The 24,462-nt window shown below is 59.7% G+C and carries 19 protein-coding genes and 4 tRNA genes; all 23 read left to right on the forward strand.

Going from position 1 to position 24,462, the window contains the following annotated elements; translation table 11 throughout:
* The first annotated feature begins 311 nt into the window (after window positions 1-311).
* The 23 genes from QQF40_RS13925 to rplW all read left to right on the forward strand — a co-directional run bounded on the left by QQF40_RS13925 (window position 312) and on the right by rplW (window position 24,454).
* The gene (locus QQF40_RS13925) at window positions 312-3,206 is read left to right on the forward strand and encodes a DUF2339 domain-containing protein (RefSeq protein ID WP_285461691.1); all 2,895 of its coding nucleotides are present in this window, start codon (window positions 312-314) and stop codon (window positions 3,204-3,206) included.
* A gap of 91 nt (window positions 3,207-3,297) precedes the next feature.
* A complete protein-coding gene (locus QQF40_RS13930) occupies window positions 3,298-4,278 on the forward strand; it encodes a biotin--[acetyl-CoA-carboxylase] ligase (protein WP_043334904.1) in 981 nt (326 codons plus the stop codon).
* Window positions 4,275-5,114, forward strand: coding sequence for a type III pantothenate kinase (locus tag QQF40_RS13935; RefSeq protein WP_175090305.1), 840 nt, complete (start codon window positions 4,275-4,277; stop codon window positions 5,112-5,114). Before QQF40_RS13930 ends, QQF40_RS13935 begins: the two co-directional genes overlap by 4 nt.
* A gap of 109 nt (window positions 5,115-5,223) precedes the next feature.
* Window positions 5,224-5,307: transfer RNA gene (locus tag QQF40_RS13940), tRNA-Tyr, on the forward strand.
* Between the two features lie 46 nt (window positions 5,308-5,353).
* Window positions 5,354-5,427: transfer RNA gene (locus QQF40_RS13945), tRNA-Gly, on the forward strand.
* Between the two features lie 35 nt (window positions 5,428-5,462).
* Window positions 5,463-5,537, forward strand: a tRNA-Thr gene (locus QQF40_RS13950).
* Window positions 5,538-5,700: 163 nt separating this feature from the next.
* A tRNA-Trp gene (locus QQF40_RS13955) sits at window positions 5,701-5,776 on the forward strand.
* Window positions 5,777-5,853: 77 nt separating this feature from the next.
* Window positions 5,854-6,222, forward strand: coding sequence for a preprotein translocase subunit SecE (gene secE / locus QQF40_RS13960; RefSeq protein ID WP_285461692.1), 369 nt, complete (start codon window positions 5,854-5,856; stop codon window positions 6,220-6,222).
* Between the two features lie 10 nt (window positions 6,223-6,232).
* Window positions 6,233-6,766: a transcription termination/antitermination protein NusG gene (gene nusG / locus QQF40_RS13965; RefSeq protein ID WP_175090306.1), complete on the forward strand. Its 534-nt coding sequence runs from the start codon at window positions 6,233-6,235 to the stop codon at window positions 6,764-6,766.
* 120 nt (window positions 6,767-6,886) lie between these two features.
* Entirely contained in the window at window positions 6,887-7,318 is a 432-nt protein-coding gene (rplK, locus tag QQF40_RS13970) for a 50S ribosomal protein L11 (protein ID WP_043334893.1), read from the forward strand.
* A gap of 2 nt (window positions 7,319-7,320) precedes the next feature.
* The gene (gene rplA, locus QQF40_RS13975) at window positions 7,321-8,013 is read left to right on the forward strand and encodes a 50S ribosomal protein L1 (protein WP_175090307.1); all 693 of its coding nucleotides are present in this window, start codon (window positions 7,321-7,323) and stop codon (window positions 8,011-8,013) included.
* 261 nt (window positions 8,014-8,274) lie between these two features.
* Window positions 8,275-8,781 carry a 50S ribosomal protein L10 gene (rplJ, locus tag QQF40_RS13980; protein ID WP_043334888.1) on the forward strand — a complete coding sequence of 169 codons (507 nt, stop codon included), beginning with the start codon at window positions 8,275-8,277 and terminating at the stop codon, window positions 8,779-8,781.
* A 92-nt stretch (window positions 8,782-8,873) separates the two neighbouring features.
* Entirely contained in the window at window positions 8,874-9,242 is a 369-nt protein-coding gene (gene rplL, locus QQF40_RS13985; protein WP_043334886.1) for a 50S ribosomal protein L7/L12, read from the forward strand.
* A 206-nt stretch (window positions 9,243-9,448) separates the two neighbouring features.
* Window positions 9,449-13,525 (forward strand): DNA-directed RNA polymerase subunit beta, encoded by a 4,077-nt coding sequence (gene rpoB, locus QQF40_RS13990; protein WP_285461693.1) that lies wholly within the window; start codon window positions 9,449-9,451, stop codon window positions 13,523-13,525.
* A gap of 88 nt (window positions 13,526-13,613) precedes the next feature.
* Entirely contained in the window at window positions 13,614-17,855 is a 4,242-nt protein-coding gene (gene rpoC / locus QQF40_RS13995) for a DNA-directed RNA polymerase subunit beta' (RefSeq protein ID WP_285461694.1), read from the forward strand.
* 137 nt (window positions 17,856-17,992) lie between these two features.
* Complete coding sequence (gene rpsL, locus QQF40_RS14000) at window positions 17,993-18,367, forward strand: 30S ribosomal protein S12 (RefSeq protein ID WP_043334880.1); 375 nt, start codon at window positions 17,993-17,995, stop codon at window positions 18,365-18,367.
* Window positions 18,368-18,468: 101 nt separating this feature from the next.
* Complete coding sequence (gene rpsG, locus QQF40_RS14005; protein WP_043334878.1) at window positions 18,469-18,939, forward strand: 30S ribosomal protein S7; 471 nt, start codon at window positions 18,469-18,471, stop codon at window positions 18,937-18,939.
* Between the two features lie 18 nt (window positions 18,940-18,957).
* Entirely contained in the window at window positions 18,958-21,075 is a 2,118-nt protein-coding gene (gene fusA / locus QQF40_RS14010) for an elongation factor G (RefSeq protein WP_175090309.1), read from the forward strand.
* A gap of 29 nt (window positions 21,076-21,104) precedes the next feature.
* Window positions 21,105-22,298: an elongation factor Tu gene (gene tuf / locus QQF40_RS14015; RefSeq protein ID WP_065392570.1), complete on the forward strand. Its 1,194-nt coding sequence runs from the start codon at window positions 21,105-21,107 to the stop codon at window positions 22,296-22,298.
* 147 nt (window positions 22,299-22,445) lie between these two features.
* Complete coding sequence (gene rpsJ / locus QQF40_RS14020; protein ID WP_024950650.1) at window positions 22,446-22,757, forward strand: 30S ribosomal protein S10; 312 nt, start codon at window positions 22,446-22,448, stop codon at window positions 22,755-22,757.
* Between the two features lie 146 nt (window positions 22,758-22,903).
* On the forward strand, window positions 22,904-23,542 hold the full coding sequence (rplC, locus tag QQF40_RS14025; RefSeq protein WP_024950651.1) for a 50S ribosomal protein L3: 639 nt from the start codon (window positions 22,904-22,906) through the stop codon (window positions 23,540-23,542).
* A gap of 13 nt (window positions 23,543-23,555) precedes the next feature.
* A complete protein-coding gene (gene rplD, locus QQF40_RS14030; RefSeq protein WP_054556901.1) occupies window positions 23,556-24,161 on the forward strand; it encodes a 50S ribosomal protein L4 in 606 nt (201 codons plus the stop codon).
* Complete coding sequence (gene rplW, locus QQF40_RS14035; RefSeq protein ID WP_043334865.1) at window positions 24,158-24,454, forward strand: 50S ribosomal protein L23; 297 nt, start codon at window positions 24,158-24,160, stop codon at window positions 24,452-24,454. Before rplD ends, rplW begins: the two co-directional genes overlap by 4 nt.
* Window positions 24,455-24,462 lie beyond the last annotated feature (8 nt).

The raw sequence follows: 24,462 nt of genomic DNA on the forward strand, positions 1-24,462 counted from the left end.
GAGTAGGTCATCGTCAGGCACTTATACTGAACCGCCCCTGTAGCCTTGCTGCAGGGGCGGTTCTCTTTGTGCGCAGGAAAAGTGGTACGCAGGAAGAGTCGTGTGCGAGACAGAAGCTGCGCTGAGCAAAGAATGCTGAGCAGAGTGAGCTTGCGCTGAGAGCAGTACTCTAAGAGCGCCCAGGATCAATTGAGAAAGCCCGGCCCCCTCAGGAGTCGGGCTTTTTGCGTTCAATGTGCAAATACGGCGCTGAGAGATAGTCAGCATGAGGTGCCAGGCAAAATGCCGTAGTCTTTGAGCACGACTCTTCGATGACGGGCTGGGCAATGGATGAGCTGATGTTGGTGGGCGTCATGATGGCGTTGCTGGTACTGGGTGGTTCCTTGATGGGGTGGCTCAGCATGCTGCGCATCAAGGTGCTGGAGCAGCGACTGCGCGACATGGAGGTCAGGCTTGCTCGCGAGCTCCCTGTTCATGGCGCTCCGGTTATGCACACCCCCTTGCGAGAAGGGGGTGTGGACAAATCGTCTGGCGAAGTGCCACCCCTGGAGGGGCTGGCAGCATTCGGTGCAACATCTCCGATCAGCGACTCGCGAGTCGCTGGATCATCCAGTGGCGGCCGCTCTCTGTCCTACCGGCTGCTTCAGCGCTTGTTGCATGGCGCTGCCTCCAGTCGTTCAGGCGAGGTGGGGCAGGGCGCAGACCCCGCAAGCAAGACATCAGAAGTGCTGCCGGGGGGGATGTCACGTCTGCTGACGCTGCTCCAGGAACACTGGATGATTCTTGTGGGTGCCTTGTCTCTGGTGATGGCAGGCATCCTGTTCGTTGGGTACTCCCTTGAGCAGGGCTTGCTGGGGCCGGGGGTACGGCTGGCGTTGGGACTCGGGTTCGGCCTGAGCATGACGGTATTGGCTGAGTGGATGAGGTTGCGTACATCCCAGTCATCCAGTTTGACAGGCGCCGTCAGTGGCGTCGGCAGTCTGGTGCTTGCGGCGAGTCTGTTGGCTGGTCACTTTCTGCTTTCGCTGGTGTCCATGCCGGTTACCTTCGCACTGTTGGCAGCCTTGAGTCTATGGATGTTGGAGCGTGCGCGGCATCACGGGCCGTGGCTGGCAGCATTGGGCATGCTGGGCGGATACGCCCTGCCTTTGGCACTGCCCCTTCACCAGCAGTGGCAGGAGGCCTCAACCTTGCTGTTGCTGGGGCATGTGGGTGTGATCGCGGCGGCATGTCGGGTGCTGTATCGGCAGGTTGCGGTGAGCTGGCTGTATTGGGGCGGTCTGGTGGGGGCGCTCACCTGGTGGTTGCTGTTGATGCCCTTCGGCATCTCCTCTGGCACGACATTGCTGGTGGGGCTGTTGTCTTGGGGGAGTGGTGCCTGGCTGGCCTTGCTGGCGCTGGGTTATCTGTGGGAGCGGGATCCATTCACGGGCGCCGCAGAAAAGAATGGGCGACAAGCGAAGGCCTCACTTGCGGTCTGGTTGCCTTGGCGTGCATCTATTGAGCTGCGTCGGCACTGGCTCGCCGGGGGCCTTGTCTCGGTGAGCGTCGTGCTGGGGCTCTGGCTGCCCTGGCTGGGGGGGCTCGAGCATGGTGTGTCCATTGACGCTTTGGTGGAGCCTTCCGGTATGGGCGGCTCCGGTGTGAGCCAGTGGCATCGGGGGTGGCTGGCTAGCCTCATGCCGATGCTGGTGATTGCCTGGTCTAGTCGGCGCCATGCAGTGCTGTGGTCGATGGTCGTTGCCGGCAACGGGCTCTGGCTGCTGGTGTGGGGGCTTGCTTTGACGGCATCGCATTCGAGCAGCGTGATGTTCAGCCCGTTGATATTGAGTGTCGGTCTGTTGTCGCTGGCGCGTTGGCGGCCGCATCATGATGCGGGTGAGGGAGCAGAGAGGCCGCTTGCAGCCTGTTGGTGGGCATTGGCGACCATGGTGCCGCTGCTGGCGTGGGCTCTGGCACTCTGGCAGGACGTCATGCCATGGTCGACCGAGGCGAGCGATGCAGAGAGGCTGATCAACACAGGGTTGCCGCCATTGATCTGGGGGCTGGTGTGCTGGGCAGGTGCCATGCGTTTTCAGGCGCGTGAAGGTGCTCAGCTTGCCGCTGGGCTGTGGCTGCCCGCGCAGGCCGGGATATTCCTTGCCCTGGTGGCAGTGCTGGAGGGGCCATCGCTGACCCTGGCGCTGGCGCTGCAACTATTGGGTTTGACCGTTTGTGAATGGCGCTGGTATCGCGAGGGTCATATCGCAGGGCGTTCCGTGTTTGCTGAGCTGTCACGCTTGCTGGCGTGGGGCGTCGTGGTTCGCTTGATGTGTGGCGTGGCAAATGACAGCTATGCCGATATCGCGCACTGGCCACTGCAGATATTCCTGCCGGTGCTGGCATGTGTCGCTCTCAACAGTTATGGCATGCGCCATCGCATGCATGTCCAGCGCTGGTTGGAAGGGGTTGTGATACAGCTGGCGCTTGCCACGACCGTGCTGGAGGTTCGCTACCTGCTGACGGATGGTCAGCCTTTCACGGGGTACCTTTCATTCCCGGAGCTGTCCGTGCAGGTGCTGGCACTTGGTGGTGTGGCGGCGGGCTATGCCTGGCGTGCCAGCGGCTCGGTCCAGAATGTCGCCTTGTATCGCACATTGGCCTATGTCGTTGGAGGGCTGGCAGCAGTCATCTGGCTTGCGGGTGTCGTATTGGCGTACAACCCGCTATGGCAGGGGGCTGATGTGGGCCGCTGGCCGCTGGTGAACTGGCTGCTGCCTGCCTATGGTATGCCAGCATTGGGGGCTGCTCTGGTCTGGCACCTTGCGGGGGCCGGCACGCGACTGCGTCATCTCTGCGAGGTGGCGGGGCTGCTGGCTCTTGGTTTATGGATCGGGATGAGTCTGCGACATGTCTGGCATGGATACGCGCTGGAGTTCTGGCACGGGGTCGAGCAGGCTGAACTCTATGCCTACAGCATTTCACTGCTGGCCGTTTCAGCCGTTCTCGTGATCAGTGGTGCGCGGATGGGGCAGTCACATTGGCAGCGGGTGGGGCAGGGGGTGCTGGTGATGACGGTTCTCAAGGTCGTAATCTGGGATACCGCGACGCTGGAGGGGCTGTGGCGTGTAGGGGCATGGTTGGGGCTGGGCAGTGTCCTGATGCTGCTTTCCGCCTTGTTCAACCGCCTGGCGGGGGCGGGAGTGCGTGCCGGGGAGCGGGATTGACGAAAAGAGCGTTATCTTTGGTCGTTGTTCTTGGCTCGCAAGCCCATGAATCCGATAGAATGTGCGCTTTTGCACAGGGGCAGGCCTCCGCATGACCATCCGTGATCTCATTCGTCTACTTGGAGATGGTGGCTACCACTCCGGAGAGGCCCTGGGCGAAGAGCTCGGGGTGTCGCGTACGGCGGTCTGGAAGCAGCTCAAGAAACTTGAGGCGCTCGACATTCCGCTGGAAGCCATCAAGGGGCTTGGCTATCGACTGGCCAACCCCATCGAGTTGCTCGATGGTCAACAGATCATCGAGGCGTTGCCGCGCGAGACTCGCAAACACCTGACGCGCCTGTTCGTCGAGGAGTCGGTGGACTCGACCAATACCTTCATTCGCGAGCGCTTTCGTCAGGGGGCTGGCCATGCCGAGGTCTGTCTGGCTGAGGTGCAATCGGCTGGGCGTGGCCGTCGTGGGCGCGAGTGGGAGACTCCCTGGGGGCGCAGCCTGGTCTTCTCGCTTGGCTGGCGTTTTGAATCAGGTGCTGCATCGCTTGAGGGCCTGAGTCTGGCGATCGGTGTGGCAGTCGCGGAAGTGCTCGAGGCCGATGGGCTGCCCGCGCGCCTCAAGTGGCCCAACGATGTCCTGCTGCAGATCCAGAAGGATCAACCCAAGATAGCCGGCATTCTGGTCGAGGTGACGGGAGATGTATCCGGCCCCTGTGATGTCGTCATCGGTATCGGCATGAATATCGAGTTGCCGGCGTCCCGGCGCGAGGCGATCACTCAACCGGTGGCTGCGGTACGTGACATCATTCCCGGTGCTTCGCGCAATCGCTATGCCGCGCGTCTGATGGAGTCGTTGCTGGCGCTGTTGCCTGAGTTCGAGTCGCAGGGCTTTGCCGGATGGCAGGCGCGCTGGAATGAGCGCAATGCCTTCAAGGGGCGTGATGTGGTCATTCTGCGTGGAGACAGACGAGAAGAAGCCGTGGCAGAAGGTGTCGATATCAATGGAAATCTCGAGGTGCGCATGAATGGCGAAACCATCACTCTCGCCGGTGGCGAGATCAGTCTGCGCGCCGTCTCATGATTCTGGATCTTGATATCGGTAATACCTTGTCAAAGTGGCGTCTCAAGGACACCGTTTCCAGCGAGATCCGCTCACGCGGCGCCGTCTGGACGCGCGAGGAGTGGCGGCCGGGCGAGGACATTCCTGACCTGGATGTCGTCACGGCCGTGCGTATCTCCAGCGTGGCGCGCAAGCAGGTGCTGGATGAGACGGTGGAATTGCTGCGCAAGCAGGTTGGCGTCGTGCATGTCGCGCACTCGACGCGGGAGGCGCTGGGCGTCACCTGCGGCTATGAAGAACCGCAACGCCTGGGCGTCGATCGCTGGTTGGGCGCGCTCGCCGGCCATCATCTTACCGGGGGTTGTTGCAGCGTCGATTGCGGTAGTGCGATCACGGTGGATTTCGTGCTGCCGGGAGGCAAGCATCTTGGGGGCTATATTCTCCCGGGACTGCGCTTGATGAAGGAAAGCCTCAAGCTGGGCACACGCAATGTGGCCATCGACCCGGATACCGAAGTGGATACGCTGCTGGCGCCGGGGCGCAATACCGTGGAGGCCGTGAATCATGGCATCTACATGGCGGCCGTCAGCGCGGTCAATCGTCTCTATGCCGAGGTCTGCGATCGTGAAGGGGTAGCCTTGCCGCTGCTGCTGACCGGCGGTGACGCGCGGGTAGTGGCGCGCGGTCTGCGGGTGCCGCATGCGCTGTGGCCGGACATGGTGTACGCCGGTCTGGAGGCGCTGTATCCATTGACCGCTGCCGAGCGGGCAGGGCGTCTGTCAGGTGCGCCCGACCAGCCGCGAGTGCCTGATCTAGAAAAACTTCGCTCAGGGCTTGCGCTCACCCAGATGCTTTGACATACTACGTCCCGTTCTGAGGCGATACATTCCCTCAAGCGCTTGAAGTAGAATGAAATCAAGCACTTGACAGTGTATCCCAAGCGACGTAAGATTCGTCGTCACAGATGGTGGGGTTCCCGAGTGGCCAAAGGGAGCAGACTGTAAATCTGCCGCGAAAGCTTCGAAGGTTCGAATCCTTCCCCCACCACCAGATTCGCTTATGATGCCGCGCGCATCAGGGCAGCAAGAGTTGGAAAGCGGGCATAGTTTAATGGTAGAACCTCAGCCTTCCAAGCTGATGACGCGGGTTCGATTCCCGCTGCCCGCTCCAGTTCATCTCGCCAGTCGAGATTGCGCAAAGGTTTTGCTCGTGTAGCTCAGGGGTAGAGCACACCCTTGGTAAGGGTGAGGTCGGCGGTTCAAATCCGCCCACGAGCTCCATACAACGGAAAGGCGAGTCGTGGTTTGGCTCGTCTTTTTCGTTTCCGACGACCTCCCAGGTCGCGGTCAAAGATAAGGCTTGTCAGTTTGGGTTGTCTCAGCTATGATGGCGCCCGCTGTTCATTCAGCCTTGTTTTTAGTCTCTGGAACACGCAAGTGTTACAGGCCAGTAGCTCAATTGGCAGAGCAGCGGTCTCCAAAACCGCAGGTTGGGGGTTCGATTCCCTCCTGGCCTGCCATCCTTCCCCAGGATGGTATTCGACTTCTTACCGATTCTCGATTCTAGCGATCGCTGCACCCTTGAGGAGTCTCTTTGATGAAACAGAACGCCGAGGTGCAGGAAGCGCGCCACGACGGGTTCAAGTGGTCAGTCGTTGTCATTCTTCTTGTGCTGGCTGTTGCTGGCAATGCCTATTTTGATGACCAAGCGCTGCTTTATCGCGTGCTTGGCGTCGTCGTGCTTGGTGTTGCAGCGGCTGCTCTGGCGATCACGACCAACAAAGGCCGTGATGTTGTCGAGCTGGCAAGTAGTGCGCGCCGCGAGATCCAGCGCGTCGTTTGGCCGACCCGACAGGAAACTGTCCAGACAACTGCCATCGTGCTGGGTGCCGTGCTTATCGTGGGCCTGTTGCTATGGCTCATCGATACCACCCTCGGCTGGCTGATGTCCGGCATCGTCAGTTAACGGAGTTTCCATGTCCAAGCGTTGGTATGTCATACACGCCTATTCCGGTTTCGAAAAGCAGGTCATGCGTTCGCTCAACGAGCGTGTGAAGCTTTACGCCATGGAAGATCACTTCGGTGAGATTCTCGTGCCGGTCGAAGAAATCGTCGAAATGCGTGACGGCAAGCGCCGCAAGAGCGAGCGCAAGTTCTACCCGGGCTACGTGCTGGTCGAGATGGACATGAATGATCAGTCCTGGCACCTGGTGAATGAAACCCCGCGCGTCATGGGTTTCATTGGCGGAACCCCGGAGAAGCCGGCAGCGATTACCCAGAAAGAAGCCGACGCCATGCTGCGTCGCGTTCAGGATGGCACCGACAAGCCGCGTCCGAAGACTCTCTTCGAGCCGGGAGAGACGGTGCGTGTCATTGATGGCCCGTTTGCCGACTTCAATGGCGTAGTCGAAGAAGTGAATTACGAAAAGAGCCGTCTGCAGGTCAGCGTGCTGATCTTCGGGCGTGCCACGCCGGTGGAGCTCGAGTTCTCCCAGGTCGAGAAGGACTGATCCCAGGATCATCATCTCACCTGTTTGAATACGAGCGTCACGGCAACACGACGGGTCGCCTGAGGCGGCCCGGTTTTACGGGGAGCCGCAAGGCGCTACCACCCATACTGGAGTCCTATCATGGCCAAGAAAGTACAGGCTTACATCAAGCTGCAGGTTGCAGCCGGTAAAGCTAACCCGAGCCCGCCCGTGGGCCCTGCCCTCGGTCAGCACGGTGTCAACATCATGGAGTTCTGTAAAGCGTTCAACGCCGCTACCCAGAACGTCGAGCCGGGTCTCCCGACTCCTGTGGTCATCACTGTCTATTCCGATCGTAGCTTCACTTTCGTCACCAAGACGCCGCCTGCGGCCGTCCTGCTGCTGAAAGCCGCTGGTCTGAAGTCCGGTTCTGGCGAGCCGAACAAGAAGAAGGTCGGTACCGTGACTCGCGCTCAGCTCGAAGAGATCGCGACCACCAAGGAGCCGGATCTGACAGCTTCCAATCTGGACGCTGCTGTTCGCACCATCGCCGGTACTGCCCGTAGCATGGGCCTGAACGTGGAGGGTCTTTGATCATGGCCAAGATTTCAAAGCGCGCCCAGGCGATCAACGCGAAAGTTGAATCCGGCAAGGTCTACAGCGTCGAAGAAGCTGTCGCACTGCTGTCCGAGCTGTCCACCGTCAAGTTCAAGGAGACCATCGAAGTCTCTCTGAACCTGGGTGTTGACCCGCGTAAATCCGATCAGGTCGTTCGCGGCGCTACCGTAATGCCGAATGGCACCGGTAACGAAGTGCGCGTCGCTGTCTTCACCCAGGGTGCCAACGCTGAAGCAGCGAAGGAAGCCGGTGCAGACGTGGTCGGCATGGACGACCTGGCAGAACAGGTCAAGAAAGGCGTGATGGACTTCGACGTCGTCATCGCTTCTCCGGATGCCATGCGCGTTGTCGGTCAGCTGGGCCAGATCCTCGGTCCGCGCGGCCTGATGCCGAACCCGAAGGTCGGCACCGTGACGCCTGACGTCGCGACTGCCGTGAAGAATGCCAAGGCTGGTCAGGTACGTTTCCGTACTGACAAGAACGGCATCATTCACGCCGGTATCGGCAAGATCGACTTCAGTGCAGACTCCATTCAGGGTAACATTGACGCCCTGGTGGCCGAAGTCAAGAAGCTGAAGCCGAGCACTTCCAAGGGTGTCTACCTGAAGAAGATCACCCTGTCCAGCACCATGGGTCCGGGCCTGACTGTCGATCACGCCAAGTACGCGTAAGGCAGTCTCAGAATGTTTCACTTTGCGGTCCCCGTGCTCAGCCGCGGGGCGCCGTCAAAGACCGCAGGCGCTGGCCTTGTCATCTCGGTGACGGGGCCGGCTTAATCGCGCCGCGATGCTTGCATTGCGCGTAGCCTGCGCAGATGGTGTCCCAGCCTTGCTGGTGGCAGCCATCCTCCAAGACTCTCCCGCGCAGTTCTGGTGAGAGAGATGGTAAACCACTGGGGAATTCGTTCCCCGGCACGAAATGGAGTCAACACCGTGGCTTTAGGTCTCGAAGACAAGAAGGCAATTGTTGCTGAGGTCAGCGAAACCGCCAAGGGTGCTCTCTCCGTAGTCGCTGCCGACTCTCGTGGTGTGACTGTTGGTGCAATGACCGAATTGCGCAAACAGTGCCGCGAAGCGGGCGTCCAGCTGCGTGTTGTTCGCAACACTCTGGCTCGTCGCGCGCTGTCCGGTACCTCTTACGAGGTGCTGAACGAGTCCTTCGTCGGCCCGACTCTGCTTGCATTCTCCATGGAACACCCGGGCGCTGGCGCTCGTCTGTTCAAGGAATTTGCCAAGAAGGTCGAGGCGTTCGAAGTCAAGGCATTGGCCTACGAAGGCGAGTTCATCCCGGCGGCGAATATCGACCGTCTGGCATCTCTGCCGACCCGCGATGAAGCACTGTCCAAGCTGCTGTCTGTCATGAAGGAAGCTTCTGCAGGCAAGCTGGTCCGTACTATCGCAGCACTGCGCGATCAGAAGGAAGCCGAAGCCGCCGCGTAAGCAGCGCTTTGACCTCCTGGCTGTCTCGTGCAGCCTGATTCGATTTCCGTTTGACCGAGCATCTTTGCTCCGCAAAGTTTAGGATTGCTAAAATGGCACTGACCAAAGAAGACATCATCAACGCCGTCGCTGACATGACCGTCATGGAAGTGGCTGAGCTGATCGAAGCAATGGAAGAGAAGTTCGGCGTTTCCGCCGCTGCCGCCGTCGTCGCTGGCCCGGCCGCTGCTGGTGAAGCCGCTGAAGAACAGACCGAGTTCGACATCGTTCTGACTGCTGCTGGTGACAAGAAAGTCAACGTCATCAAGGCTGTGCGTGAACTGACTGGCCTGGGTCTGAAAGAAGCCAAGGCAGCTGTCGACGGCGCTCCGGCCACCCTGAAAGAAGGTGTGAGCAAGGAAGACGCTGAAGAAGCGAAGAAGAAGCTGGAAGAAGCTGGCGCGTCCGTGGAACTCAAGTAACTCGTGTTCCAGGCTGCGCACGCTGCGTAAGCTTCCTGGCTGGTGGCGGACTCCGCCACCAGCCTTTTTCTGTTGCAAGACGAATTATGACGGCGAGCCAGCCCGCAAGGGAGGCTTGCCGTCCGCGCCTGATGGACATCGCCGCGCCATCAGGTATGAGCCGACCACGCATCGGTCACCCAAGGTGAACAAGCTGGGGAATACAGATGGCTTACTCATACACTGAGAAAAAACGCATCCGCAAGGATTTTGGCAAACTGCCCCAAGTGATGGATGTGCCTTACCTGCTGGCCATCCAGCTTGATTCCTACCACGACTTTCTCCAGCAGGACAGGGCGCCAGAACAGCGCCTGGAAGTCGGCCTTCACGCTGCCTTCAAGTCCGTGTTCCCGATTGCCAGCTTCTCTGGCAACGCAGCGCTCGAGTATGTCAGCTACCGCTTCGGTACGCCGGCGTTCGACGTCAAGGAATGTCAGCTGCGCGGAGTCACTTACTCTGCACCGCTGCGCGTGAAAGTGCGCCTGATGATCTATGACAAGGAATCGTCGAACAAGGCGATCAAGGACATCAAGGAGCAGGAAGTCTACATGGGGGAAATCCCCCTGATGACAGAGAACGGTACCTTCGTCATCAATGGTACCGAGCGTGTCATCGTGTCACAGCTGCACCGCTCGCCGGGTGTGTTCTTCGACCACGACAAGGGCAAGAGCCACTCGTCCGGCAAGCTGCTGTACTCCGCACGTGTGATTCCTTACCGCGGTTCCTGGCTGGACTTCGAGTTTGATCCGAAGGACAACGTCTACGTCCGTATCGACCGTCGTCGCAAGCTGCCGGCTTCCGTTCTGCTGCGTGCCATGGGCATGACCAGCGAAGAGATTCTCGGTACGTTCTTCGACACCACGATGTACCACATCGAGCGCAGCGGCTTCTCCGTTGAGCTGGTGCCGGCACGTCTGCGTGGCGAGACCGCCGCCTTCGACATCAAGGATGCCGACGGTAGCGTGATCGTGGAGGAAGGTCGTCGTATTACACAGAAGCACGTCCGTCAGATGGAAGCCTCCGGCCTCGAGCGTCTCGAAGTGCCGATGGACTACCTGTATGGCAAGGTGCTGGCCAAGGATCAGATCGATCCGGCCACTGGTGAGCTGGTCTGTGAATGCAACAGCGAGATCACTCCGGAGCTGCTGGAGAAGATGGCTCAGGCCAAGATCACCCAGTTCGAAGTCATCTACACCAACGACCTGGATTGCGGTCCCTTCGTGTCCGATACCCTGAAACTGGATACCACGCGTAACCAGCTCGAGGCATTGGTCGAGATCTACCGCATGATGCGTCCGGGCGAGCCGCCGACCAAGGACGCAGCCGAGTCACTGTTCCAGAACCTGTTCTTCAGCGAAGACCGCTACGACCTGTCGGGCGTGGGCCGCATGAAGTTCAACCGTCGCCTGCGTCGCGAAAGCGATACCGGCAGCGGTGTGCTCGATCAGGACGATATCCTGACCGTCATGAAGGAGCTGATCAGCATCCGTAACGGCAATGGCGATGTCGATGACATCGACCACCTGGGGAACCGTCGTATTCGCTCTGTGGGCGAAATGGCGGAAAACCAGTTCCGTGTCGGTCTGGTCCGCGTCGAGCGTGCGGTCAAGGAGCGTCTGTCCATGGCCGAGAGCGAAGGCCTGATGCCGCAGGATCTCATCAACGCCAAGCCGGTCGCGGCGGCGGTGAAGGAATTCTTCGGTTCCAGCCAGCTCTCCCAGTTCATGGATCAGAACAACCCGCTGTCCGAAGTGACGCACAAGCGCCGTGTCTCCGCGCTTGGCCCGGGTGGTCTGACCCGTGAGCGCGCCGGTTTCGAAGTTCGTGACGTTCACGCCACGCACTACGGTCGTCTGTGCCCGATCGAAACGCCGGAAGGCCCGAACATCGGTCTGATCAACTCGCTGGCGACCTACTCCAAGACCAACAGCTATGGCTTCCTCGAGACGCCGTACCGCAAGGTCGTGGATTGTCAGGTCACCGACGATGTCGTCGATCTGTCCGCGATCGAGGAAGGCGATTTCATCATCGCCCAGGCCTCCGCGACCGTCGACGAGAACGGCCGTCTGGTCGACGACCTCGTCCAGGTTCGTCACCGTGGCGAGACCACCTTCATGGCGCCGGAAAAGGTCACCATGATGGACGTGTCTCCGCGTCAGGTCGTCTCTGTCGCTGCGGCACTGATCCCGTTCCTCGAGCACGATGATGCCAACCGCGCCTTGATGGGTGCGAACATGCAGCGTCAGGCCGTTCCGACTCTGAAGGCTGACAAGCCGCTGGTCGGTACCGGTATGGAGCGCTTCGTGGCGCGTGACTCCGGCGTCTGCGCCGTGGCACGTCGTGGCGGCGTCATCGATTCCGTCGATGCCAAGCGCATCGTCGTACGTGTGCGGGAAGAAGAGATCATCGGCGGTGAGGCCGGCGTTGATATCTACAACCTGACCAAGTACGTGCGCTCGAACCAGAATACCTGTCAGAACCAGCGCCCGATCGTGCGTCCTGGCGACGAAGTCGCCATCGGCGACATCCTGGCCGACGGCCCGTCCGTCGACATGGGGGATCTGGCCCTGGGTCAGAACATGCGCCTGGCGTTCATGCCCTGGAATGGCTTCAACTTCGAGGATTCCATCCTGTTCTCGGAGCGTGTGGTGCAGGAAGATCGCTTCACCACCATCCACATCCAGGAACTGACCTGTGTCGCGCGTGACACCAAGCTCGGGCCGGAAGAAATCACTTCCGATATCCCGAATGTCGGCGAATCCGCACTCTCCAAGCTGGATGAGTCCGGTGTCGTCTACATCGGTGCCGAGCTGAACCCGGGCGACATCCTGGTCGGCAAGGTCACGCCGAAGGGCGAGACCCAGCTGACGCCGGAAGAGAAGCTGTTGCGTGCCATCTTCGGCGAGAAGGCGTCCGACGTTAAGGACACCTCTCTGCGTGCCCCGACCGGCATGAAGGCCACCGTCATCGACGTTCAGGTCTTCACCCGTGACGGCGTCGAGAAGGATCAGCGTGCGCTCTCCATCGAGCAGATGCAGCTGGCCGAGGTCCGCAAGGACCTGCAGGAAACCTACCGCATCGCGGAAGAGGCGACCTTCGAGCGTATGCAGCGCAACCTGGTCGGTCAGGCCGTCAACGGTGGTCCGAAGCTCAAGAAGGGCGACGTGCTGACCGATGACTACCTGGAAGCACTGCCGCGCCAGGAGTGGTTCAAGCTGCGTCTGCAGGACGAGTCTCTCAACGAACTGCTGGCTCAGGCCGATGAGCAGCTCGAGATCCGTCGTCGCGAGATGGACGAGCGCTTCGAAGACAAGAAGCGCAAGCTCACCCAGGGGGATGATCTGGCACCGGGCGTGCTCAAGATCGTCAAGGTGTACGTCGCCGTGAAGCGTCGTATCCAGCCGGGTGACAAGATGGCCGGTCGTCACGGTAACAAGGGTGTCATCTCCGCGATCATGCCGGTCGAAGACATGCCGTTCGATGGCAATGGCGAGTCGGTTGACGTCGTGCTGAACCCGCTGGGTGTACCGTCGCGCATGAACGTCGGTCAGATCCTCGAGACCCACCTCGGCATGGCCGCGCGTGGTCTGGGTGTGAAGATCGAGCACATGCTGCGTGAAGAGCGTGCCGAGCAGGTCAAGCAGATCCGCGAATTCCTCGACAAGGTGTACAACACCGTCGGCGGTCGCCAGGAAGACCTCTCCGTGCTCAGCGATGATGAAATCATCACCATGGCGCACAACCTGAAGAAGGGCGTGCCGATGGCTACGCCGGTCTTCGATGGCGCCAAGGAACACGAGATCAAGCAGTTGCTCACGCTGGCCGGTATCCCTGATTCCGGACAGATGGACCTCTACGATGGCCGCACCGGCGAGAAGTTCGATCGCAAGGTGACCGTCGGTTACATGTACATGCTCAAGCTCAACCACCTGGTGGATGACAAGATGCATGCGCGTTCGACCGGCTCCTACTCCCTCGTCACGCAGCAGCCGCTGGGTGGTAAGGCGCAGTTCGGTGGTCAGCGCTTCGGTGAGATGGAGGTCTGGGCCCTCGAGGCGTACGGCGCTGCCTACACCCTCCAGGAGATGCTCACGGTCAAGTCCGATGACGTGGAAGGCCGTACCAAGATGTACAAGAGCATCGTAGATGGCGATCACACCATGCAGGCGGGCATGCCCGAATCCTTCAACGTGCTGGTGAAGGAAATCCGCTCGCTGGGTATCGACATGGAGCTGGAAGGCTGACGCCGAAAAGCCACAAGTATTGACGGTCCGCAAAGCCTGGTGTCAGCAGCCAGGCTTTGCCCATGACAACTCCGCAACGGAGCGACCCATGAAAGATTTGGTGAAAGTTCTCAAATCGCAGGCGCAGTCCGAAGAATTCGACGCCATCAAGATTACCCTGGCGTCTCCGGACATGATTCGCTCGTGGTCTTTTGGTGAAGTGAAGAAGCCTGAAACCATCAACTACCGGACATTCAAGCCGGAACGTGATGGTCTTTTCTGTGCCAAGATCTTTGGCCCGGTGAAGGACTACGAGTGCCTGTGTGGCAAGTACAAGCGGATGAAGCATCGCGGCATCATCTGTGAGAAGTGTGGCGTTGAAGTGACCAAGGCGGCAGTGCGTCGTGAGCGTATGGCTCACATCGAACTGGCGAGCCCGGTCGCGCATATCTGGTTCCTGAAGTCTCTGCCGTCCCGTATCGGCATGCTGCTCGACATGACTCTGCGTGATATCGAGCGCGTGCTGTACTTCGAAAGCTTCGTGGTCATCGACCCGGGCATGACGACCCTCGAGAAGGGGCATCTGCTCAACGATGAGCAGTACTTCGAAGCGCTGGAAGAATTCGGTGATGATTTCGACGCCCGCATGGGTGCCGAGGCCATCAAGGCGCTGCTCGAGGACATCGAGCTGGAAGAAGAGGTCGAGCGCCTGCGTGAAGAGATTCCGCAGACCAACTCCGAGACCAAGATCAAGAAGCTGTCCAAGCGCCTCAAGCTGCTGGAAGCCTTCTATTATTCCGGCAACAAGCCGGGCTGGATGATCATGGAAGTGCTGCCAGTGCTGCCGCCGGACCTGCGTCCGCTGGTACCGCTGGACGGCGGCCGCTTCGCGACCTCGGATCTGAACGATCTGTATCGTCGTGTGATCAACCGCAACAATCGCCTCAAGCGTCTGCTCGACCTCAATGCGCCGGACATCATCGTGCGCAACGAGAAGCGCATGCTGCAGGAATCCGTGGATGCACTGCTCGACAACGGTCGTCGCGGTCGCGCCATCACCGGTTCCAACAAGCGTCCGCTGAAGTCGCTGGCCGACATGATCAAGGGCAAGCAGGGTCGTTTCCGTCAGAACCTGCTGGGCAAGCGTGTCGACTACTCCGGTCGTTCCGTCATCACCGTCGGCCCGACCCTGCGTCTGCACCAGTGTGGTCTGCCGAAGAAGATGGCGCTTGAGCTGTTCAAGCCGTTCATCTACGCCAAGCTGCAGGCCTCCGGTCACGCCAGCACCATCAAGGCCGCCAAGAAGATGGTCGAGCGCGAAGCCCCGGAAGTCTGGGATTTCCTCGCCGACGTCATCCGCGAGCATCCGGTGCTGTTGAACCGTGCCCCGACTCTGCACCGTCTGGGTATCCAGGCGTTCGAGCCGCTGCTGATCGAAGGCAAGGCCATCCAGCTGCACCCGCTGGTCTGCGCTGCGTACAACGCCGACTTTGACGGTGATCAGATGGCTGTCCATGTACCTCTGACGCTGGAAGCCCAGCTGGAAGCGCGTGCGTTGATGATGTCGACCAACAACGTGCTGTCGCCGGCCAACGGCGAGCCGATCATCGTGCCGTCCCAGGACGTCGTGCTGGGTCTGTACTACATGACCCGTGAGAAGATCGGTGCCAAGGGTGAGGGCATGGCCTTCGCGAATCTGGGTGAAGTCGAGCGTGCCTTCGGCACGCACAGCGCTCACCTGCACGCGATGGTCAAGGTCCGTCTGACCGAGACACTCAAGGATGAAGAGTCCGGCGAGCTGTACGAGAAGACGTCCCTGCACGACACTACCATCGGTCGCGCACTGCTGTTCCGCATTCTGCCGAAGGGCATGCCGTTCGAGCTGATCAACCAGGTGATGAAGAAGAAAGCCATCTCCGGTCTGATCAACGAGGCGTACCGTCGTGTCGGTCTGAAGGACACCGTCATCTTCGCTGACCAACTGATGTATACCGGCTTCCGTCTCGCGACCTGGTCCGGCGCCTCCATCGGCGTCAACGACTTCGTCATTCCGGACGCGAAGAAGGTCATCATCGACGCGGCTGAAGACGAAGTGAAAGAGATCGAAGACCAGTTCTCCTCCGGTCTCGTGACCGCGGGTGAGAAGTACAACAAGGTCATCGATATCTGGGCGCGTGCCAACGACCGTGTCGCCAAGGAGATGATGGCAGGTATCTCGAAAGAGACCGTCGTCAACTGGAAAGGCGAAGTGGTCAATGACGAAGACGGCAAGCCGATGGAGCAGGACTCCTTCAACAGCGTCTTCATCATGGCCGACTCCGGTGCGCGTGGTTCCGCCGCACAGATTCGTCAGCTGGCTGGTATGCGTGGCCTGATGGCCAAGCCGGATGGCTCGATCATCGAGACGCCGATCACCGCCAACTTCCGTGAAGGTCTGAACGTACTCCAGTACTTCATCTCTACCCACGGTGCCCGTAAGGGGCTGGCGGATACGGCACTGAAAACCGCCAACTCCGGTTACCTGACCCGTCGTCTGGTCGATGTTGCCCAGGATCTGGTCATCACCGAAGCGGATTGCGGTACTCAGGAAGGGCTGATCCTGCACCCGGTCATCGAGGGTGGCGACATCATCGTCCCGCTATCCCAGCGTGTGCTGGGTCGTGTCGTGGCGCAGGACGTGGTGGATCCGGTCTCTGATGAGGTCCTGATCGCACGCGGCACGCTGCTCGACGAAGCCTGGTGTGCACAGCTTGATACCATGGGTGTCGATGAGATCGTCGTGCGTACCACCATCGCCTGTGAAACCGTGCACGGTGTCTGCTCGGCCTGTTATGGCCGTGATCTGGCACGTGGTCATCAGGTGAACGTCGGTGAGGCCATCGGTGTCATCGCGGCACAGTCCATCGGTGAGCCGGGTACCCAGCTGACCATGCGTACCTTCCACATCGGTGGTGCCGCCTCGCGTGCCTCTGCCGTGGACAGTGTTCAGGTCAAGCATGGCGGCAGTGTGCGTCTGCACAACATCAAGTCGGTCGAGCGTGCCGATGGCAAGCTGATCGTCGTCTCGCGTTCCAGTGCGCTGGCTGTCGCGGATGATCATGGCCGTGAGCGCGAGTTCTACAAGCTGCCTTACGGTGCCGAGCTGTCCGTGCGTGATGGTGACAAGGTCGAGTCCGGTCAGGCCGTCGCCAAGTGGGACCCGCACACTCACCCGATCGTTGCCGAAGTGGCGGGTCAGGTGCAGTTCACTGACATGGAAGATGGTCAGACCATCAACCGTACCACCGACGAGATGACAGGCCTGTCCTCCATCGAAGTCATCGAGAGCGCCTCGCGTCCGTCCGCGGCACGTGACAAGCGTCCGATGATCATGCTGGTGGATTCCAGTGGCAAGCATGTGACACTGCCGGGCTCCAACACGCCGGTCCAGTACCTGCTGCCGGGCAATGCCGTGGTATCCGCCGAGAATGGCGCGGCCGTCGGCGTGGGTGACGTCATCGCACGTATCCCGATGGAGGCGTCCGGTAACAAGGACATCACCGGTGGTCTGCCGCGTGTTGCTGACCTGTTCGAGGCGCGTCGCCCGAAAGAGCCGGCCATCCTGGCCGAGATCTCCGGTACCGTGACCTTCGGCAAGGAAACCAAAGGCAAGCGTCGTCTGACCATCACACCGGTGGAAGGTGATCCGTTCGAGCTGTTGATCCCGAAGTGGCGCCAGATCAGCGTCTTCGAAGGTGAAACGGTCGAGAAGGGTGAAGTCATCTCCGATGGCCCGAGCAACCCGCACGATATCCTGCGTCTGCTCGGTGTTGCGGAAATGACCAAGTACATCACCACCGAAGTCCAGGAGGTCTATCGCCTCCAGGGTGTCGGCATCAACGACAAGCACATCGAAGTCATCGTGCGTCAGATGCTGCGCAAGGTCGAAATCACCGATTCCGGCGATTCCACCTTCATCACAGGCGACCAGGTGGAATACGCCCGCGTCGTCGAAGAAAACATGCGTCTCGAGGCCGAAGGCAAGTTCCCGGCCAAGTTCGATCGCATCCTGCTCGGTATCACCAAGGCGAGCCTGGCAACTGAATCGTTCATCTCCGCGGCGTCCTTCCAGGAAACCACGCGAGTTCTGACCGAGGCATCTGTCACCGGCAAGCGCGATTATCTTCGTGGTCTGAAGGAGAATGTCGTTGTCGGTCGCCTGATTCCGGCGGGTACTGGCCTGGCCTATCATGACGAGCGTCGCCGCCGTCGCGATGGCCTGCCGCTCGCACCGGCCCCGTCGGCACAGGACGTCGAGCAGGAATTGGGCGCACAGCTCACTGCGCTCGACGCGGACGACGACGACCTCTGAGGTCTTGCGCCCCGCCGTCTCTGACGGCGGGGTTGACGCCCTTGTGGCCCAAGCCCTAGAATATGCAGCCTTTAACAGTAGGGCAGGTGCATCCTGCCCTGTTGTTGGAAGGCAGTACAACCCATTGGAGCAAGCAAATGGCAACCGTTAACCAGCTCGTGCGCAAGCCGCGCAAGCGTCAGGCGTCCAAGAGCGACGTCCCTGCGCTGCAGGCATGTCCGCAGAAGCGTGGCGTGTGTACCCGTGTATACACTACTACCCCGAAGAAGCCGAACTCCGCACTCCGTAAGGTTTGCCGTGTTCGCCTGACCAACGGCTTCGAAGTCACTTCATACATCGGCGGTGAAGGTCACAACCTTCAGGAGCACTCTGTTGTTCTGATCCGTGGCGGTCGTGTGAAGGATTTGCCGGGTGTCCGTTACCACACCGTTCGTGGTGCACTGGATACCTCTGGCGTGCAGAACCGTAAGCAGGGCCGTTCCAAGTACGGCGCCAAGCGTCCGAAGGCGTAATTCAAAGTTTAATATCGGTCTGATAAGAGTAAGGTCGGGCGTCGCGTCCAACGCGAGGCGTCCCGGGTTTACCTGAAGGACCCTTCTACTGAGGGCTTATCATGCCTAGAAGACGTGTAGCAGCTAAGCGCGAAATCCTGCCGGATCCGAAGTTCGGAAGCGAGCGCCTGGCCAAGTTCATGAACCATCTGATGATCAGCGGCAAGAAGTCTGCAGCTGAGCGCATCGTTTACGGTGCTCTCGATCGTGTTGCCGAACGCTCCAATGACGAGCCGCTGGACCTCTTCGACAAGGCGCTGGAAGCCATCCAGCCGATGGTCGAAGTGAAGTCCCGTCGTGTTGGTGGTGCAACCTACCAGGTGCCGGTTGAAGTTCGTCCTTCCCGTCGTCAGGCACTGGCCATGCGTTGGCTGGTGGACGCTGCGCGCAAGCGTGGCGAAAAGACCATGGTGCAGCGCCTCTCTGGCGAGATCCTGGATGCCGCTGAAGGCAAGGGTTCTGCTGTGAAGAAGCGTGAAGACGTGCACCGCATGGCAGAAGCCAACAAGGCCTTCTCCCACTACCGCTTCTAAACAACGGGGATACTCACCGTGGCACGCAAGACTCCACTTAAGCGTTACCGCAACATCGGTATCTGTGCCCACGTCGACGCCGGTAAGACTACCACTACCGAGCGCGTCCTGTTCTATACCGGCCTGTCTCACAAGGTCGGCGAAGTCCACGATGGTGCTGCCACCATGGACTGGATGGAGCAGGAACAGGAACGTGGCATCACGATCACCTCTGCGGCGACCACCTGCTTCTGGCAGGGCATGAACAAGCAGTTCGACGAGCACCGTATCAACATCATCGATACTCCGGGGCACGTTGACTTCACTGTTGAAGTCGAGCGTTCACTGCGTGTTCTCGATGGCGCGGTCGTGGTGCTGTGTGGTTCTTCCGGTGTCCAGCCGCAGACAGAGACTGTCTGGCGTCAGGCCAACCGTTACGAAGTTCCGCGCATGATCTTCGTCAACAAGATGGACCGCGCTGGCGCGGACTTCTTCATGGTCGTCGATCAGGTGCGCAAGCGCCTGGGCGCGAACGCCGTCCCGATCCAGATCAACTGGGGTGCGGAAGACGAGTTCAAGGGCGTCATCGATCTGATCAAGATGAAGGCCATTGTCTGGGACGAAGACAACCACGGCATGAACTACGAGCTGATCGACATTCCGGCCGAGCTGCAAGAGACAGCTGCCGAGTGGCGTGAACACATGCTCGAGTCTGCTGCTGAATCGTCCGAAGAACTGATGGACAAGTACCTTGAAGAAGGCGAGCTGTCCGAGGAAGAAGTCAAGGCTGCGCTGCGTCAGCGTACCCTGGCCAACGAAATCTGCCTCGTGACCTGTGGTTCTGCCTTCAAGAACAAGGGTGTCCAGGCGGTTCTGGATGCGGTCATCGAATACATGCCGTCTCCGCTTGAAGTCAAGGCCATCGAGGGTGAGCTTGACGACAAGGACGGTACCATCGAGACCCGCGAAGCTGACGACAAGGCTCCGTTCGCGGCGCTGGCGTTCAAGATCGCGACCGATCCGTTCGTTGGTACCCTGACCTTCATTCGCGTCTACTCAGGCGTGCTGAAGTCGGGTGATGGCGTCTTCAACTCCGTCAAGAGCAAGAAGGAGCGTGTCGGTCGTATCGTCCAGATGCACTCCAACTCTCGTGAGGAGATCAAGGAAGTCTATGCTGGCGATATCGCCGCATGTATCGGTCTGAAAGACGTGACCACCGGTGACACCCTGTGTGACCCGGACCACAAGATCGTGCTTGAGCGCATGGAATTCCCTGAGCCGGTCATCTCCGTTGCCGTCGAGCCGAAGTCCAAGGCCGACCAGGAAAAGATGGGTGTTGCACTGGGCAAGCTGGCCCAGGAAGATCCGTCCTTCCGCGTCGAGACCGACGAAGAGTCCGGTCAGACCATCATCTCCGGTATGGGTGAGCTTCACCTGGACATCCTCGTCGACCGCATGCGTCGCGAGTTCAATGTCGAGGCGAACATCGGCAAGCCGCAGGTGGCTTACCGTGAGACCATCCGTACCAAGGTCGAGCAGGAAGGCAAGTTCGTTCGTCAGTCCGGCGGTCGTGGTCAGTTCGGTCACGTCTGGCTTCGCATTGAGCCTCTCACTGCAGAGGACAAGGGCGACGACGAAGAAATGACCTTCAAGTTCGAGTCCGAGATCGTCGGTGGTGCGGTTCCGAAGGAATACGTGCCGGCCGTCGAGAAGGGCGCCGCTGAGCAGCTCAAGAATGGTGTCATCGCCGGTTATCCGATGATCGACGTCAAGGTCACGCTGTTCGATGGTTCCTACCACGACGTCGACTCCAACGAGACTGCGTTCAAGGTCGCCTCTTCCATGGCGATCAAGGCCGGTGCCCCGAAAGCGGGTGCAGTGCTGCTTGAGCCGCTCATGAAAGTCGAAGTCGTCACGCCTGAAGATTTCATGGGTGACGTCATGGGCGACCTGAACCGTCGTCGTGGCCTCGTTCAGGGCATGGATGATTCTTCCACTGGCAAGATCATCAATGCACTGGTGCCGCTGGGTGAGATGTTCGGTTATGCGACCGACCTGCGCTCACAGACCCAGGGCCGCGCAAGCTACTCCATGGAGTTTGCGAAATACGACGAAGCACCGAACAGCATCGTCGAAGCCGTCATCAATCAGAAGTAACCGATTAGCTAACGAAAGAGGTTATAGCAGTGGCTAAGGAAAAATTTGAGCGTTCGAAGCCGCACGTCAACGTCGGCACCATTGGTCACGTCGATCACGGCAAGACCACTCTGACTGCGGCTCTGACTCGCGTCTCTGCAGAAGTCTTCGGTGGTGACGCGCGTGCGTTTGACTCCATCGATAATGCCCCGGAAGAGCGCGAGCGTGGTATCACCATCTCCACCGCTCACGTGGAATACCAGTCCGAAGTGCGTCACTACGCGCACGTCGACTGCCCGGGTCACGCCGACTACGTCAAGAACATGATCACCGGTGCTGCCCAGATGGACGGCGCTATCCTGGTCTGTTCCGCTGCTGACGGCCCCATGCCGCAGACTCGCGAGCACATCCTGCTGTCCCGTCAGGTCGGCGTTCCGTTCATCGTTGTCTTCCTGAACAAGGCTGACATGGTCGATGACGAAGAACTGCTCGAGCTGGTCGAGATGGAAGTTCGTGAACTCCTGAGCGAGTACGACTTCCCGGGCGACGACACTCCGATCGTCATCGGTTCCGCCCTGATGGCTCTGGAAGGCAAGGACGACAACGGCATGGGTACTACCGCCGTTGCCAACCTGATCAAGGCCCTGGATGCGTACATCCCGGAGCCGGAGCGTGCTATCGACCAGCCGTTCCTGATGCCGATCGAAGACGTCTTCTCCATCTCTGGCCGCGGTACCGTCGTCACTGGCCGTATCGAGCGTGGTCTGGTCAAGACTGGCGAAGAGATCGAGATCATCGGCGTGCGTGACACCACCAAGACTACCGTTACCGGTGTCGAGATGTTCCGCAAGCTGCTGGACGAAGGTCGTGCTGGCGAAAACGTCGGCGCCCTGCTGCGCGGCACCAAGCGTGATGACGTCGAGCGTGGCCAGGTTCTGGCCAAGCCGGGCTCCATCAAGCCGCACACCAAGTTCGAAGCCGAAGTCTACGTCCTGTCCAAGGAAGAAGGCGGTCGTCACACTCCGTTCTTCAAAGGCTATCGTCCGCAGTTCTACTTCCGTACCACTGACATCACTGGTACCTGTGAGCTGCCGGAAGGCGTCGAGATGGTCATGCCGGGCGACAACGTCCAGATGGTCGTGTCTCTGATCGCTCCGATCGCCATGGAAGATGGTCTGCGTTTCGCTATCCGTGAAGGCGGTCGTACCGTCGGCGCTGGCGTCGTGGCCAAAATCGTCGAGTAAGGTTCTCCTTACCTGACACAGAAGGGGGCCCTGATGGGCCCCCTTTTCTCGCATGTTTGACACCTGATGTCAGTCTGCCTATAATGCGCATCCTTTGAATGCGTGGGTGACGGCCTACGCCGTCGACATCCATTGGAGTTTTGGGCAATGCAAAACCAGAAGATTCGCATCCGGTTGAAAGCATTCGACCACCGTCTGATCGACCAGTCCTCTGCAGAGATCGTTGAAACTGCAAAGCGTACCGGTGCTCAGGTTCGTGGCCCGATCCCGCTGCCGACCCGTCGCGAGCGTTACACCATCCTGGTCTCTCCGCACGTCAACAAGGACGCGCGTGACCAGTATGAGATTCGTACCCACAAGCGCGTTCTCGATATCGTCGAGCCGACAGAGAAGACTGTCGACGCGCTGATGAAGCTTGACCTGGCTGCCGGTGTGGACGTCCAGATCAAGGTTGACTGATACCTCACTAGTCACTGCGGCCCAGCGCTCTCACTGATAGAGCAGCAGCCGCCACGCCGGGATGGCGTCATACAATGTGCTAGTGGAATGCTCTGGAAAGGGCAGCCATAGCGGGTGACAGCCCCGTACACTAAAGGAGACTGAACATGTCTATCGGTTTAGTCGGTAAGAAGGCCGGGATGACCCGTGTCTTCACCGAAGCTGGCGCCTCTGTGCCGGTTACCGTGATTGAAGTTGAGCCGAACCGCATCGTGACCATCAAGTCTCTCGAGACTGACGGCTACAATGCTATTCAGGTGACAACTGGCTCTCGTAAAGCCAAGCACCTCACCAAGGCAACTGCTGGTCAGTATGCCAAGGCGGGTGTAGAGGCTGGCCGTACCCTGATGGAATTCCGCCTGAACGAAGGCGACGAAGCTCCTGCAGTGGGCGGCGAACTCACCGTATCCCTCTTTGAAGCTGGTCAAAAGATTGATGTGACCGGCACCTCCAAGGGTAAAGGTTTCCAGGGCGCAGTTAAGCGCTGGAACTTCCGCACCCAAGACGCTACCCACGGTAACTCACTGTCGCACCGCGCGCCGGGTTCCATCGGTAACTGTCAGACCCCGGGCCGCGTCTTCAAAGGTAAGAAGATGGCTGGCCAGATGGGCAACGTCCGTTCCACCGTCCAGAGCCTGGAAGTGGTCCGCGTCGACGCTGAACGCAATCTTCTGCTGGTCAAGGGTGCCGTTCCAGGTGCTCCGGGCGGCGAAGTGATCGTGCGTTCCGCTGTGAAAGCTCGCTGAGGGGAATTAACCGATGAATCTTAATCTTGCAGGTGCAGGCGGCGCAGTAGACGTCTCCGATGCCACCTTTGGTAAGGACTTCAACGAGGCTCTGGTTCACCAGGTCGTCACCGCCTATCTGGCTGGTGCACGTCAAGGTACCGTGGCTCAGAAGACCCGTTCTGACGTGTCCGGCGGTGGCAAGAAGCCGTGGCGTCAGAAAGGTACTGGTCGTGCACGTGCCGGTACCATCCGTTCCCCGCTGTGGCGTTCTGGCGGTGTGACCTTTGCAGCGCGTCCTCAGGACCACTCGCACAAGGTCAACCGCAAGATGTATCGCGCTGCCATGCGTTCCATCCTGTCCGAGCTGGTCCGTCAGGATCGCCTGGTCGCGGTCGACGCTATCAGCGTCGAAGCTCCGAAGACCAAGCTGCTGATCGCCAAGCTCCAGGAACTGGGCCTTGAGAAAGCGCTGATCGTCACTGAAGAGCAGGACGTCAACCTGTACCTGGCCGCGCGCAACATCCCGTATGTTGACGTCGTCAATGTCGCTGGCGCTGACCCGGTCAGCCTCGTCGGTTACGACAAGGTGCTGATGACTGTCGCTGCCCTGCGCAAGTTCGAGGAGAACCTGGGATGAATCAGGAACGCGTATTCAAGGTCCTGCTTGGTCCTCACATGACCGAGAAGGCCGCGGTCGCTGCCGAGAACAACCAGTACGTGTTCAAGGTTGCCAGCGACGCGACAAAGCCCGAAATCAAGAAAGCCGTCGAAGCGCTGTTTGGCAAGAAAGTCGATCGTGTCCAGGTTCTGAACATGAAAGGCAAGACCAAGCGCACCGCTCGCGGTGTTGGTCGTCGCGCTGGTTATCGCAAGGCCTATGTAACTCTGGCCGCCGGCGAGACCATCGAAGACTTCTCTGGCGCCGAGTAAGGCAGGAG

Source organism: Cobetia sp. LC6 (assembly GCF_030264805.1).
In the GTDB taxonomy this organism is placed as follows: domain Bacteria; phylum Pseudomonadota; class Gammaproteobacteria; order Pseudomonadales; family Halomonadaceae; genus Cobetia.